This is a genomic window from Vibrio sp. sp1, assembly GCF_016920955.1.
GTDB lineage: Bacteria > Pseudomonadota > Gammaproteobacteria > Enterobacterales > Vibrionaceae > Vibrio > Vibrio alginolyticus.
Genome location: NZ_CP060589.1, coordinates 1,986,282 through 2,001,452, shown reverse-complemented (window position 1 = coordinate 2,001,452; position 15,171 = coordinate 1,986,282). Strand labels below are relative to the sequence as shown.

At 44.3% G+C, this 15,171-nt stretch carries 13 protein-coding genes; 3 read left to right on the top strand and 10 right to left on the bottom strand.

Annotated features, from left to right (window positions below; translation table 11 throughout):
* Window positions 1–6: 6 nt before the first annotated feature.
* Window positions 7–2,253, bottom strand: a complete 2,247-nt coding sequence (gene ptsP / locus H9L11_RS09415) for a phosphoenolpyruvate--protein phosphotransferase (protein ID WP_005385966.1) — start codon at window positions 2,251–2,253, stop codon at window positions 7–9.
* Window positions 2,254–2,255: 2 nt separating this feature from the next.
* Window positions 2,256–2,777: an RNA pyrophosphohydrolase gene (gene rppH / locus H9L11_RS09410; protein WP_005381953.1), complete on the bottom strand. Its 522-nt coding sequence runs from the start codon at window positions 2,775–2,777 to the stop codon at window positions 2,256–2,258.
* Window positions 2,778–3,396: 619 nt separating this feature from the next.
* Between rppH and mutH the strand changes: the two genes are divergently transcribed.
* The gene (mutH, locus tag H9L11_RS09405; protein WP_205390716.1) at window positions 3,397–4,077 is read left to right on the top strand and encodes a DNA mismatch repair endonuclease MutH; all 681 of its coding nucleotides are present in this window, start codon (window positions 3,397–3,399) and stop codon (window positions 4,075–4,077) included.
* Between the two features lie 15 nt (window positions 4,078–4,092).
* Here the strand turns inward: mutH and H9L11_RS09400 are convergent, their stop codons facing one another.
* On the bottom strand, window positions 4,093–4,404 hold the full coding sequence (locus H9L11_RS09400) for a DUF6482 family protein (protein WP_005381772.1): 312 nt from the start codon (window positions 4,402–4,404) through the stop codon (window positions 4,093–4,095).
* Between the two features lie 154 nt (window positions 4,405–4,558).
* Between H9L11_RS09400 and H9L11_RS09395 the strand changes: the two genes are divergently transcribed.
* The gene (locus tag H9L11_RS09395) at window positions 4,559–5,593 is read left to right on the top strand and encodes an NADP(H)-dependent aldo-keto reductase (protein WP_017821502.1); all 1,035 of its coding nucleotides are present in this window, start codon (window positions 4,559–4,561) and stop codon (window positions 5,591–5,593) included.
* A 134-nt stretch (window positions 5,594–5,727) separates the two neighbouring features.
* Here the strand turns inward: H9L11_RS09395 and H9L11_RS09390 are convergent, their stop codons facing one another.
* The 7 genes from H9L11_RS09390 to xerD all read right to left on the bottom strand — a co-directional run bounded on the left by H9L11_RS09390 (window position 5,728) and on the right by xerD (window position 14,466).
* A complete protein-coding gene (locus H9L11_RS09390) occupies window positions 5,728–5,979 on the bottom strand; it encodes a hypothetical protein (RefSeq protein WP_005381776.1) in 252 nt (83 codons plus the stop codon).
* Window positions 5,980–6,508: 529 nt separating this feature from the next.
* Window positions 6,509–7,843 carry a cyclic-di-GMP-binding transcriptional regulator VpsR gene (vpsR, locus tag H9L11_RS09385; RefSeq protein ID WP_017635067.1) on the bottom strand — a complete coding sequence of 445 codons (1,335 nt, stop codon included), beginning with the start codon at window positions 7,841–7,843 and terminating at the stop codon, window positions 6,509–6,511.
* A 250-nt stretch (window positions 7,844–8,093) separates the two neighbouring features.
* Window positions 8,094–9,611 (bottom strand): lysine--tRNA ligase, encoded by a 1,518-nt coding sequence (gene lysS / locus H9L11_RS09380; protein WP_005382861.1) that lies wholly within the window; start codon window positions 9,609–9,611, stop codon window positions 8,094–8,096.
* A gap of 34 nt (window positions 9,612–9,645) precedes the next feature.
* Window positions 9,646–10,744, bottom strand: a protein-coding gene (gene prfB / locus H9L11_RS09375) for a peptide chain release factor 2 (RefSeq protein ID WP_100068604.1) whose coding sequence is annotated in 2 segments (ribosomal slippage) — window positions 9,646–10,668 and window positions 10,670–10,744 — 1,098 coding nt in all. Because the reading frame shifts where the segments join, the coding sequence is not laid out codon by codon here.
* A gap of 173 nt (window positions 10,745–10,917) precedes the next feature.
* Complete coding sequence (gene recJ / locus H9L11_RS09370; protein ID WP_017635068.1) at window positions 10,918–12,657, bottom strand: single-stranded-DNA-specific exonuclease RecJ; 1,740 nt, start codon at window positions 12,655–12,657, stop codon at window positions 10,918–10,920.
* A 43-nt stretch (window positions 12,658–12,700) separates the two neighbouring features.
* Window positions 12,701–13,489: a bifunctional protein-disulfide isomerase/oxidoreductase DsbC gene (gene dsbC / locus H9L11_RS09365; protein WP_005381786.1), complete on the bottom strand. Its 789-nt coding sequence runs from the start codon at window positions 13,487–13,489 to the stop codon at window positions 12,701–12,703.
* Between the two features lie 59 nt (window positions 13,490–13,548).
* On the bottom strand, window positions 13,549–14,466 hold the full coding sequence (gene xerD / locus H9L11_RS09360) for a site-specific tyrosine recombinase XerD (protein WP_005381788.1): 918 nt from the start codon (window positions 14,464–14,466) through the stop codon (window positions 13,549–13,551).
* A gap of 157 nt (window positions 14,467–14,623) precedes the next feature.
* Here xerD and fldB point away from each other — a divergent pair, with 157 nt between their 5' ends.
* Window positions 14,624–15,142 (top strand): flavodoxin FldB, encoded by a 519-nt coding sequence (fldB, locus tag H9L11_RS09355; protein WP_005381790.1) that lies wholly within the window; start codon window positions 14,624–14,626, stop codon window positions 15,140–15,142.
* Window positions 15,143–15,171: the final 29 nt, after the last annotated feature.

Here is a 15,171-nt window from a genome sequence, read left to right as displayed (position 1 = left end):
GATTTCCTACTTTTTACCTGCACGGATAAAGCCCGCAAAGCCCTGTTGAATGAAGAAGTCATGCATCATTTGATGAATGTCCTCCCCATAGGACTTTGTCATTGCTTGCTCCGCTAATTTTTCTAATTCTTCTTGTTGACTATGACGAATCAAATATTTCACCTTAGCCACGTTGGAGGTGTTCATACTCAAACTGGTATACCCTAACCCAAGTAAGAGAAGAGCGCCAAATGGATCACCCGCTAGCTCACCACAAATACACACGGGCACCTGATATTTATCACACACCTCATGGATTTGCTTAAGCGCTAACAGTACCGCAGGATGCATAGATTCATAGACATCCGCTACGCGCGAATTGTTCCTATCTACCGCTAATAAATACTGAGTTAAATCGTTTGTCCCGACAGAAACAAAATCAACACGGTGAGCAATCGTTGGCAACAGATACACCATCGATGGTACTTCAATCATGACCCCAATTTGTGGGAATTGAATTCTATCATCAAGCAAAACGGCTTCGCTGTGAGCTTGATTAATCAAGCTAATGGCATCGTCTAGCTCTTTTACCCCTGACACCATTGGCAATAAGATACTTAAGTTTCCGCTTTCTGCACTCGCTCTTAACATTGCACGCAGCTGGATCAAGAAAATGTCTGGATGATCCAATGTAAAACGAATGCCACGCCAGCCTAGAAACGGATTATCTTCTTCGATGGGCAAATACGGCAAAGGTTTGTCACCACCAATATCCAAAGTACGCATCACTACTCGTTGATTCGGATAGCTGTTAAGTATTGCTTGGTATTGATGATACTGCTCATCTTCAGAAGGAAAGTGATGCTGAAGTAAAAATGCAATCTCAGTTCGGTACAACCCAACACCATCAACACCTGTGTTGATGGCAATATTACTGTCTGCACTGAGTCCCGCATTCAGCATAATTTCGATATGGTGATTATCTTGCGTAACCGCAGGGAGTGCGAGGTCCTTGTTTACCATGGCAAACAATTCAGACTCTTCGCTTACTAAGCTGCGATACTCTCGCAACAACTGGCGGTTTGGCTCTAAGAAGATCTCACCCGTATAGCCGTCGACTATCCCGAGTTTGCCATTAACCACATCCGGATTAATGTTGGCGCCCATGACTGCAGGGACCCCAAGAGCTCGAGATAAAATGGCAGCGTGAGAGTTAGCGCCTCCCTCTAATGATACGACAGCTAACAAAAACTCTTTAGGTACAGAAGCGAGCAAGGTGGCAGTGAGTTCATTCGCCACCAAAATAATGGGACGATCAATTGCAGAATTTTCTTGCTCGCTGTTGTGTAGAAAATAGAGCAGCCTTTGCCCTAACTCTCGGATATCTTGCGCTCTTTCACGCATGTATACATCCGACATTCTGGCAAATCGATTCGAGTATGACTCTACAACTTGGCGTAACGCCCAGTCTGCCCTATCTCCTTTTTCAATCTGCTTCTTCAAATCACCGCGAAGCATCGGATCATTCAGTAAGTGAGTAAACAGATCGAAGATCGCCAGCGCATCTTTGTTGATTTCACTGTCCAGCTTTTTCCGCATACGGCGAAAGTCATTTAACGCTCGCTCTATGGCCACCAGTAGTGTCTCGTGCTCGCGTTCCTTATCTAACGTGGACGAAGGGAAAACATCCGATAAACTCGGCTGGGTATTGTCGAACCAAAACTCTCCAATCGCGACACCAGTAGACGCAGGCAAACCTTTTAATACCGTGGGTTTAGATGCTAACTGCCAATGCCCAAGATTCTGCGCATGTGCAATGAGCACCGCTAACTGAGCGGATAAGGTAACAAGAAACGATTCTTCCATTTCACTAAACAAGCGCGGCGTTTTTTGTTGGATCACCAACACACCTAAAACTTGTTTACGATGAATGATTGGAGTAGCTAAAAAAGAGTGGTAAATCTGTTCGCCGAGTTGAGGAAAGAATTTGAACTCGGGGTGTTTTGAGGCTTCGGCAAGGTTAAGGGGTTCAGCGCTTCGTTTTACCAACCCAACCAAGCCTTCATTGAAGTTGATATGAATACTATCACCTTCAAAAATAAGGCCTTGAGTTGCCATTAACTCAAGGCGCTGCATTTCTTCATTAGCAAGATAGATAGTACAGCACTCAGTACTAAGGGCAGCACAAGTCTCTTTCACCAATATATCGAGTGCCAGATGCACATCATCGACCCTGGAGACTTTCTCAACTATTTCCCTTAGCTGACTGAGCATGATTATCCTCTACGTTGCTTTTTTCTTTTCCCTTTCGCTTTTCTCTCTCGAAAAGGCATGGCTAAGGATGCAAATTCTTTCATCGCTCGTCGATAAACATCTCGCTTGAAAGAAACAACTTGCCTAACTGGATACCAGTAACTTACCCAGCGCCAACCATCAAATTCAGGGGATTTTCCGCGTTGCATATTAATGCGAGACTCATCGCATTCTAATCTCAGCAGAAACCATTTCTGTTTTTGGCCGATACAAACAGGCTTGGAGTCCCAACGCACCAATCGCTTTGGTAGCTTATATCTTAACCAATGACGACTTGTTGCAATGATCTTAACGTCTTTTTTCGTTAAACCGACTTCTTCATATAACTCCCTGAACATGGCTTGTTCAGGGGTTTCACCTTCGTCAATCCCACCTTGTGGAAATTGCCATGAGTGTTGCCCGTATCGTTTAGCCCAGAAGACCTGACCATGGTTATTACATATCACAATACCAACATTAAGTCGGTAACCATCGCCATCTATCACTGGCTAACCTCTATGAATAAATTTTTTATTACCGTGATTTTTCCACATATCCCCATTACTAGCAAACTTACTGATGTGATATGAGCAAGATTTATTACCTTTTCAGCATTTTTGGATATCTTTTAATCAAACCATACCTTATCAACACAAGAGTGAGACATCGCCCACATTTATTCACCTTTTCTGTGAATAACTTTGTGAAGAATTCAATTCAAATGAGTAATTCAGTTCAATCCCATCAAAAGCAAAACAAATGAAGAAACAAAAAAACAAGCATAAGACATTGATAAAAAAGTATTTATTTTTAAAAATAACGATAATTCGATCTTCAATTTCTTGATGATCTTTTCACCAAACTCAAATCGGTCAAAGATCCACCAACAGGCTATTTATCCACACTCACCTGCTATTCGTTTAGATGATTACAACAAAATCAACCCCAAAAATGCATTTTAACCCCTGTTTATTCATACAGACCCCGTCAGGATCTTATCAATACCTCCTCCGCCTGTGGATAAGTTATGGATTGATCGTTCTTACACCGCCTCGGTGAAATCTTAAACAGTAGATTTGGTCGGAGTTTGATAAACTATATTTTTTGTAATACCACCTTGTAACTATGAAACCAGAACCACAAACAGAAGCAGAGCTATTGGAACGAGCGCATGATATGGCAGGACTCAGTTTTGCTGAGTTGGCCGCCGAGGCGAATATGATTGTTCCTGAAAACTTAAAACGTGATAAAGGTTGGGTGGGTCAATTACTCGAATGGCACTTGGGCGCTCCAGCTGGCAGTAAACCTCAACAAGATTTCGCAAAACTAGGGATCGAGTTGAAAAGTATTCCGATCAGTTACTCTGGCAAACCTTTAGAAACAACCTTTGTTTCTGTGGCCCCCCTCACTGGTGTTCATGGTCTTACATGGGACACAAGTCATGTTCGAAACAAGCTATCTCGTGTGCTTTGGGTACCCGTAGAAGGAGAACGAGAAATCCCACTCGCTGAAAGACGTGTGGGCAGTCCACTCATTTGGTCACCAGATGAAGAAGAAGAACGGATTTTGCGAAATGACTGGGAAGAGTTAATGGAGATGATCGTCTTGGGAAGATTTGATCAAATTTCCGCCAGACACGGAGAAGCGCTGCATCTTCGCCCTAAAGCCGCAAATGCAAAAGCGCTCACCGAAGCATACAACTCAAATGGTAAGCCGATGAAAACTCTGCCCCGAGGCTTTTACCTTAGAACACAGTTTACTGAACAGATCTTACTCAAGCACTACATTAACACTCAACCAGAATAAAACCATATCAGCTATTTAGTGCGTCACGAGCGATAACTCAATATCGCAGTACGAGGCTGCCTCTTCAGTGCCACATTCGTCATACGCATTGCGCAGCCTTAAATACGCTTTATCGACCCCTAGCCTCAATAATTCTTCTTTTACTAAGTCTAGAGAGCCAAAATGTATCGGGTCTTCACCGTCTTTAATCGGCTCAAGTTGATGCTTGTACTCCACAGCTAAAAGATAGTCAGAGACATCAGAACACCCAATCACAAATACTTTGGGAGTTTTATAAGTATCTTTATGTGGACCATGTAGCCACATGTCCAATTGATGCTTCTGCATAACATACCTCCTTCACACGATTATTTAAGTGTAGTTAGGCTAACTGTAGCTTTCGAGTTTGCTCTCCCTTTATACGTAAATCATTTGCGATTGCGGCTAAAAATCCCCTATATTGGAGTCACTTATTTAGTCGGTAACTCTTCAAGGACGTGATATGCAATACACAAAACTACCGCACTCATCACTTGAGATCAGTAAAATCTGCCTCGGCACTATGACGTTTGGCGAGCAAAACACAGAAAAGGACGCCTTTGAACAGCTCGACTTTGCCCTCGATCATGGGGTGAACTTCATCGATACCGCAGAGATGTACCCTGTACCGCCAAGATCGGAAACACAAGGGCTTACCGAGCAATACATCGGTAATTGGTTAGCAAAAAGCGGCAAAAGAGAAAAAGTAGTACTGGCAACAAAAGTGGCAGGCCCTCGCAATGTTCCTCACATTAGAGACAACATGAGCCTTAATCGTCGCCACATCCATACAGCAATTGATGACAGCCTTAATCGTCTACAAACCGATTATGTCGATTTGTACCAACTACATTGGCCGCAGCGTCAAACCAACTGCTTTGGTCAACTCAACTACCCATACCCTGACAAACAAGAAGAAGTCACGTTAATTGAAACGTTGGAAGCGCTTACTGAATTAGTGAATGCAGGTAAAGTGCGCTATATCGGCGTATCCAACGAGACGCCGTGGGGTGTGATGTCGCTACTGCGTTTGGCAGAAAAACACGATCTGCCAAGAATTGTCTCCATTCAAAACCCATATAACTTATTGAACCGCAGCTTCGAAGTTGGCTTGTCTGAAATCAGCCATTACGAAGGCGTTCAGTTACTTGCCTACTCTCCTTTGGCATTTGGCTGCCTGAGTGGTAAATACCTAAACGGGGCAAAACCTGAAGGTGCTCGATGCACTAAGTGGGAGCGTTTTGCGCGCTACTTCACTCCGCAAGGTGTTAAAGCGACCGAAGCTTACGTCAATTTAGCTCAAGAGCATGGTCTAAACCCTGCACAAATGGCGCTCGCGTTTGTCAATCAGCGTCCATTTGTTGCTTCTAACATTATCGGAGCAACAAACCTAGACCAATTAAAAGCCAATATCGACAGTATTGATTTGCAACTTAGCGACGAACTACTTACTGAAATTCAAGCAATAGGTACAACTTACTCGAATCCTTGCCCTTAACAGTAAAGCTCCCTTCAAACGAAAACAGCTGATCTTCAAGATCAGCTGTTTATCCAATGAAGTCATACTTCATATAAAAAGTTAAGCGTGTTGAATGACTCGTTAGCAACTCAGTCAGTCCAACACGCTAACGATTACGTCATTATTCGCGACGTTAAAACTCGACGAAGGTGACGAACTCGACGTTCAACTTTAACTGCATCCGGAACATTGGCACGTGTAGAACGACCATCGCGATCTAAACCAATATCTCTCAATAGATGAACATTCGTCCATGGAATATCATGAGCAGTTCGGCGTATGGTGCGCTGCCATTGCTTTTCTTCGCGTTTAAGGTCTGCTTTCAATAGCAAAGTGGCCAATTGTAGGTAAATAGAGTGACGCATAATATTTTCTCCGATTATCGATGTATTCGACTGGGAAAAATAGTGCGTAAAATTAACAGAAATATTCTGTTGATACTAAGCCGCTACTTTTCCGCAGCCTAGTAATAAATATGATAGGTTACGGATTAATTTTTATCTTGTGAGCCAGTGGTATTGGTATCATCCGATTTAAGGGTTATCGGAGCGATAGGCATACGATCAGCGCAAGCAGTGGTGTTAACAACGTAATGTTTCATCTTGCGCCTCCTAGCTAAAAATTAATCCGTTTATGAAAGGTATAACTCACTGAGTTACGGTTAAATTGTAAGCTTTGATGAATATATATCAAACATTTTTTGCCTTTTTGATTAAAAACAAATCAATACACCGCAATTTAGTTTCATATACTTTTATGTATAACATATTCACCTGAGGAATATATAAATTTGCGGATTTTATAAATCAAACCAAACAAAAAATAAAAAGAGCGGCTCTGTGACCACTCTCTTTTATTGTATTTATTCGCCTATTTGACACAGGGAAAGGCCAACTACATGGCTTGTTCGGAAATCAAGTTATGTTTATTAAGTAGTCGATACATGGTTGCACGCGAAACTCCGAGCTCTTTCGCCGCATTTGAAACTTGACCAGAATGAGATTCCAAAACAACCAGCAACGCATCACGTTCACTCTTCTCTCGGATTGATTTCAAGCTGCGCTTTGAGTCATTACGTTGAGGTAAATCTAAGTGATGCTCTTCAATCATTACGCTGTCGGACATTAATACCGCTCGCTTCACTTGGTTCATCAGCTCACGCACATTTCCAGGCCAGAAATAACGTGTCAGTGCCTTGAATGCATCCTCAGAAAAGCTTTTTGCTTGCGAGTTGTACTCTTTTGAGAACTCTTGTAAGTAGAAACGAGCCAGCAATGCGATGTCACTCGCACGTTCTTTCAAGCTAGGGACATTGATGCGCAGAACGTTGATGTAATGGTAAAGCTCTTCATTGAAGTCACCGTCAATCAAAGCTTTTTCAACATCCGACGAGTTAGCAGCAAGAATACGCACGTTAACCGCTTTTACGCCATCTTTAGTATCAATGGTGCCTTCTTGCAAGAATCTCAGCAGATTCATTTGCTGCTCTTTTGAAATGGTAAGAATGTCATTAAACAACACGGTGCCACCATCTGCTTGTTCAAGCAGGCATGCTTCCATATCTTCATCGGCGTTAATACCAAATACTTCAGCTTGGAAACGTTGTTCATTGAGTGCGCGACAGTTAATTGCCATAAACGGTTTATGAGAGCGTGAAGAGACTTTATGGATGGCCCTAGCAACCGCCTCTTTACCAGTCCCACTTTCCCCAGAAATCAGAATGCTGACGTCCGTTGGACCAATGCGCTTCACTTGATCGCGTAAACGTTTCATCGGGATAGATTCACCGATCAAACCCATATCTAAACTGCTACCAAAACTAGGCCAAACTTTTTTCTCCAACTTAAGCATGCCAAGCTGGTGACCTATTGTGCTTAATAACTGTGCATCTGGGATCGGCGCTGTGAAAAAATCGATACAAAAGTTAACAATGAACTGGCATATGGTGTCAGTGCCAAGCTGAGATTCACGAATAAACGCTAACCAACGTACGTGTTTGTGAGAGCTGACTAAGTTCGCCAAGCCATTCAAGCTGAACTCGTCATGGCTGAGATCAACAATACCGATACATGGACCAATATCTTCTAACAGCGTATTAGCTTTGCGTAAGTCACCGACTTGGTGACACTTCCAGCCCACTTGCTCCAGTACCGATAACCAAGGCTCATAAGTACCGCCAACTACCACAAGCGATCCCGGGATGGAATCCATCTTAAACTGCCCAGCCATTCTCTAACCCTTTTTCTTTTTCATTGTTAATAGAAATTTTGTGCCACAAACTTATCTTTGCGAGCGGGTAACATTATCGAGACTCCGCCCCCTCACGTCTGTCTCAGTATTAAGACTATGCAATAGATTGAGATTTGGCGAATGTTTATTTGCATATCCCATTAAAAGGCAAGTGCAACAACTTGAATTACCTTAACTAAAAGGCAAAAAAAAACCACCCGAAGGTGGTTTTTTTACTCATCCTATCGAATTACGCTTGCGGGCGCATTGCAGGGAATAAGATCACGTCACGGATAGTGTGCGTGTTAGTCAGTAGCATAACCAAACGGTCGATACCGATACCTTGGCCTGCTGTTGGCGGTAGGCCGTGCTCTAGAGCAGTGATGTAGTCTGCATCGTAGAACATTGCTTCGTCGTCACCAGACTCTTTCGCTTCAACCTGTGCTTTAAAGCGTGCATCTTGGTCTTCAGCATCGTTAAGCTCTGAGAAACCGTTCGCTACTTCACGGCCACCGATAAAGAACTCAAAGCGGTCTGTAAAGAACGGGTTATCGTCGCTACGACGAGCCAACGGAGAAATATCTGCTGGGTAACCAGTGATGAACGTAGGCTGCATTAGCTTAGGTTCTGCTGTTTCACCAAAGATCTCTTCAAGAAGCTGACCACATGTCCAGAAAGGTTCTACTTCAACGTGAACAGATTTCGCGATAGAAACCATTAGATCACGGTTTTGTAGGTCTTCTTCTGTTAGCGCTTGGATTTGCGCGTGGTCTGGGTTGTAGTGCTTGATTGCTTCGAACATGCTCATACGAGTGTAAGTACCACCAAACTCAACCGTTTCATCACCGTAAGGCATTGACGTTGAACCTAGAACTTCTTGCGCCACTGAGCTTAGTAGTTCTTCAGTTAGGTCCATCAGATCTTTGTAGTCTGCGTACGCCATGTAGAATTCCATCATTGTGAATTCTGGGTTGTGGCGTGGAGAAAGGCCTTCGTTACGGAAGTTACGGTTGATTTCGAATACGCGATCAAAACCACCAACAACTAGACGCTTCAGGTATAGCTCTGGCGCGATACGTAGGTACATTGGCATGTCTAGTGCGTTGTGGTGCGTGATAAATGGACGCGCACTCGCACCGCCAGGGATAACATGCATCATTGGCGTTTCAACTTCCATGAACTGCTTAGAGATCATGAAGTTGCGGATTGCAGACATTACTTTAGAACGTACTACAAACGCTTGACGAGAGTCTTCGTTAACGATCAGGTCAACGTAACGTTGGCGGTAACGCATCTCTTGGTCAGTTAGACCGTGGAACTTCTCTGGAAGTGGACGTAGTGCTTTGGTTAGCAACTCGTACTCTTCCATGTTCACGTATAGGTCACCTTTACCAGACTTATGAAGTGCACCTTTAACACCGATGATGTCACCGATATCTAGACCTTGGTATTTTTCTTTAAGTACTTTTTGAACCGCTTTGTCAGCATAAGCTTGGATACGGCCAGAAGTTTCTTGAATTACCAAGAATGGACCACGTTTAGCCATGATACGGCCTGCGATTGCTACTACGTGGTTAAGCTCTTCTAGCTCTTCCTTCGTCTTTTCACCGAACTCTTTCTGAAGGTCGCCCGCTAGTGCGTCACGACGGAAGTCGTTTGGATGGCCGTTCGCTTTGCAGCTCTTTCGGATTGCATCCAGTTTAGCGCGGCGTTCAGCAATCAGCTTATTTTCTTCTAGTACAGTTTCGTTTTGAACAGCATCAGTCATTTTCGATGTATCCTGTTTTTGTCGGTGAAAAGCTTTATAGACCTGATTTCAGGCTAGCTTCAATAAATTTGTCCAGATCGCCATCAAGAACCGCTTGAGTATTACGGTTTTCAATGCCCGTACGGAGGTCCTTAATACGTGAGTCATCCAATACGTAAGAACGGATCTGGCTACCCCAGCCAATGTCAGACTTAGCGTCTTCATTAGCTTGTTTTTCCGCATTTTGCTTTTGCAATTCAAGCTCAAATAGCTTCGCTCGAAGCTGTTTCATTGCCTGATCTTTGTTCTTATGTTGAGAACGGTCATTCTGACACTGAACCACTGTGTTCGTAGGTACGTGCGTAATACGTACCGCAGATTCTGTGGTGTTTACGTGCTGACCACCTGCGCCTGACGCACGGTAAACGTCAATACGTAGGTCGGAAGGATTAATGTCGATGTCGATGTTTTCATCAATCTCTGGATAGATGAACGCAGAAGCAAATGACGTATGGCGACGACCGCCTGAATCGAACGGAGATTTACGAACAAGACGATGAACGCCCGTTTCAGTACGTAACCAACCGTACGCATATTCACCAGAGATGCGAACTGTTGCCGACTTAAGACCCGCGACTTCACCTTCAGAGACTTCAATCACTTCAGCTTTGAAGCCCTTCGCTTCTGCCCAACGTAGGTACATACGCAGCAGCATGTTAGTCCAGTCTTGTGCTTCTGTACCACCAGAGCCAGCTTGCAAATCGATGTAACAATCAGAGCTATCGTGGTCGCCAGAGAACATACGACGGAATTCAAGCTTTTCTAGCTTCTCTTCCAACTCAGCAAGTTCTGGTTCAATTTCGTCAAATGTTTCTTGATCTTCTTCTTCTACAGCCAGCTCAAGAAGACCTTCTACATCTTCCACACCTTGCTCTAGTTGATCAATGGTTTCAACAACCGCTTCTAGTGATGCACGCTCTTTACCCAGTGCTTGCGCACGCTCAGGTTCGTTCCATACATCTGGTTGTTCAAGTTCTGCGTTGACTTCTTCTAGACGCTCTTTCTTCGCGTCATAATCAAAGATACCCCCTCAGGACATTTGTGCGCTGAGACACGTCCTGCAGACGGTTTTTAATTGGATTGATTTCAAACATGTTTACTCAACATTTTAGAATAGAATTTAACCGAGAAATTCTACTGAAAAATGTGACCGAGATACAGGAAAATTTCGGATGAGAAATCAGATTGCGGTGAGAGAGAGCACGGTCATAAAATTTTACACCCACTTAGGGGCAACCGTACTCTATAAGAAAGGTTAATCTAGGTATTACTTAGCTTCGATATGATCGATCATCAATTGCAATGATTGATTACCACGAAATTCATTCACATCCAGCTTATACGCGAGACGTACTGTTTTAACCGATGCATCTGGCCATCGGCGTAGATCAACATTGAATGCAATGCCGTCGATCATCACATTGGTAGGGTGACCTTTATAAAGCGGCTCTAACATCAATTTAAGATGCTTCTCACCCACCAGCTTTTGATGCAGTACTTTAAACTCACCATCAAAGATTGGCTCTGGGAAAGCTTGTCCAAAAGGGCCACCCGATCGCAGCTGTTCAGCAACATGCATAGAGAACTCTTCCGGCTTAAGTTCACCATCTGACATGATCACGCCTTTTAGCGCCGCTTCATCGAGTTCCTTTTTTACCACTTCATCAAACAAACGACTGAAACGCTCAAAATCCTGCTCTTTAATCGTTAAGCCTGCTGCCATAGCGTGTCCACCAAACTTGATGATCAAACCCGGGTTTTGTGTGTCGATGAAATCCAACGCATCGCGCATGTGTAGCCCCGGAATAGAACGACACGAGCCTTTAATCGTCCCTTCTCCGCCATCAGCAAATGCAATGACTGGACGGTGAAACTTCTCTTTAATACGCGAAGCCAAAATACCAATCACACCTTGATGCCAATCACGTTGGAACAAGGCTAGGCCATAAGGAAGCTCATTGCCTTCACCAAACTGAAGGCGCTCACAGAAAGCCATCGCTTCTTGCTTCATGCCTTCTTCAATCTCTTTACGAGTTTGGTTCAAGCCATCCAATTCACTTGCCATGCGACGAGCAGCGTGGATGTTGTTACACATCAGCAGTTCAACACCGAAAGACATGTCATCAAGACGGCCTGCTGCGTTAATACGTGGACCTAAAGCAAAGCCAAAGTCAGACGCAACTAAACGACGCGCATCGCGCTTCGCGACCTCAATTAATGCCTGGATGCCGGGACGCGCTTTGCCCGCACGAATACGTTGCAAGCCTTGGTGTACAAGAATGCGGTTGTTTTCATCCAATGGAACGACGTCGGCGACGGTACCCAGTGCAACAAGGTCAATCAGTTCCATCAACTTGGGCTCTTGCATCCCCTGTTCTGCAAACCAATTGTGTTTTCGCATATGAACGCATAGTGCCATCATGAGATAAAACGCGACCCCTACACCCGCAAGCGCTTTAGATGGAAAGCTACAGCTCTCAAGGTTTGGGTTCACCATTGCATCCACATCAGGCAACACTTGTCCTGGCAAGTGGTGATCGGTAACAAGCACGGTAATGCCATTTTCTTTTGCGTAACGCACGCCTTCGATTGATGAGACGCCGTTATCCACCGTCATGATCATCTCAGCGCCAAGCTCTAAGGCTTGGTCAACGACTTCTGGGCTTAACCCATAACCGTCTTCAAAACGATTTGGCACTAGGTAATCCACATTGTGACTACCAAGCATGCGCAGCGCGAGTACTGATAATGCTGAGCTTGTCGCGCCATCAGCGTCAAAATCACCGACAACGATGATGCGTTTTTGTTCTTTTATCCCCTGAAACAAAAGATCGACAGCTTGCTCAATCCCCCCGAGTTTTTGATATGAATGCAACCCACGGGCCGACGTTTCTAATTGTGAAAGATCCGTTATCCCACGGTTGATGTAGATACGTTTAAGAATCGGAGGAATGGAATCAGGAAGAAGGGAAAGATCAGGTTCAGGACGTCGTTGAATTTCTATCATGCTTAAAAGAGCCGACAACTTTGCCGACTCTGCTCCTAATGGATTATAGTTGCTTTAAACGTTTCAATAGCTCTGCAGGTGGTAGGTAGCCACCAACCATTTCGCCATTCGGTAAGAAGATTGCTGGCGTACCAGAAATACCCAATTGGCGACCTAGATTGTAATGCGCCTGGATGGTTTCTTTACACTGTTTCAGGTCTTTCGCAGGGTTATCAAATGTACGATTCACTTTCGCGTTGTGCATTGCCGACGCCGGATCTTCAGCACACCAAATCGTTGCCATTTGTTCTGCCACAGGGCCAGTTGCACCTTGGCGAGGGTAAGCCATGTAACGCACTGTAATACCTAGATCATTATAGCCTTGCATTTGGCTATGCAGACGCACACAGTAACCACATGTGATATCGGTGAATACGGTCACAACGTACTTTTCATCGTCGGCTTTGTATTCGATCATGCTATCGGAGAACTGCGCAATTTTCTCGGCGTTAAGCGGCGCTTGACGCTCTGCTATGACATCTTTGTAACTGCCATCATCATTAATGGCATAAAGCGTACCGGCGATAAAATGGCTACCATCATTTGAAGCAAACAGGATCCCGCCATTGGTTTGAATTTCCAATAAGCCAGCGACGTCTGATGGTTGAATATCAACGATAGATAAACCAAGCTTTGAGAACTTAGTTTTTAATGCTGCTTCATCAAAGCCGCTTTGTGCAGCTGGCGCCACTTGTTGCGCAGGAGTCTCCGTTTGAGCCTGACTTTCTTCTGCACCACAAGCGGTAACAAAAAATGGTAAAGTCAGCAGAGTTAGTCGGCGTAATACGCTCATGAAATTCACCTTAATGTAAAATCGTTTTTCCAAGAGGACATGGATGAATCTAACCATTGTTATGCTCTTGGGTGGTGTTGACTGTGGATCTGCTTCAATCGTTCAGTCGCCACGTGAGTATAAATTTGCGTGGTCGATAAGTCACTATGTCCTAAAAGCATCTGTACGACCCTGAGATCTGCGCCATAGTTCAATAAATGCGTGGCAAAGGCATGACGCAGTACGTGCGGCGACAGCTGATCAGTATCAATCCCTGCTATCAAAGCATAGTATTTAATACGGTGCCAAAACGTCTGACGAGTCATCTGTCTTGCGCGTTTACTAGGAAAAACAATATCAGATGATGTATCACCAAGTAACGCAGGGCGCCCTTGTTGAATGAACGTCTCGATCCAATCGACCGCGTTTTCCCCCATAGGAACCAGGCGTTCTTTACCACCTTTACCAGTCACGCGCACCACCCCTTGGCGCAAGCTAACATTTTCCATGGTCAAACTGACGAGCTCTGTCACACGCAACCCTGTCGCGTAGAGTAGCTCTAGCATCGCTTTATCGCGCAATTCTATAGGGTCATTCGGGTCTGGCGCTTCGAGCAACGCGTCCACTTGCTCTTCACTAATATCTTTGGGTAAACGTTGTGGCAGTTTAGGGCTAACCAAGAGCGCACTCGGGTCATCAGCGCGCACCTTCTCACGATGCAGGTATTGAAATAAACGACGAATAGCCGACAACATACGCGCACGGGACGTCTGTTTGTAATCTAAGTCTACAAGGTGGCTTTGATATTCTTGCAAGCCAGACAAACTGATAAAATCAAGACGGTATCGATGTTTTTCCATCCACACGAGCAGCTTCATTAAATCGTTTCGGTAGGAAGCCAACGTGTTCTCTGATAGACCACGCTCCATCCACATCGCATCTAAGAATTGCTCAACAAGCGAAAAATCTTGTTGATTGACAGGCTGTTGTGCCGTCATGAATGCTTCCTTATCTGTTTATATTTACAGTATTTAGATTAAAGCACCTGCCAATCCAATACCATAAAAAATCATCCCACATAGGATATTCGCTGCAATCTTCCTCAATTTATGGTTAGAATCTTCCACAACAGCAACACAAATAACGACGAATATAATGAAAATCGGACTCTTTTACGGCTCAACGACCTGCTACACCGAAATGGCAGCAGAGAAAATTCGTACCCTTATTGGTGAAGACCTTGTCGACATTCACAATGTGAAAGAGACACCGTTATCACTAATGGCGGACTACGACTTATTACTCCTTGGCATCTCAACTTGGGATTTTGGTGAAATTCAAGAAGATTGGAACGCGATTTGGCAAGACATCGCGACCACACCACTGAAAGGCAAAGTTGTAGCGCTGTTTGGTCTGGGTGACCAAGAAGGTTACGGAGAGTGGTATTTAGATGCGATGGGCTTACTTCACGATGAATTGCAAGCCACAGGCGCAACCTTTATCGGTTACTGGCCAAATGAAGGCTACGAATTTGAAGCATCGAAAGCATTGATCGAAGATGGCAGCAAGTTTGTTGGACTTGCGTTAGATGAAGACTCACAGTACGAACTGAGTGATGAACGCATCGAAAAATGGTGTGAACAAGTTCTTGTGGAATTCCACGACACGCTTTAATAGCGCAAACACGTCATCATTAAAAAGTA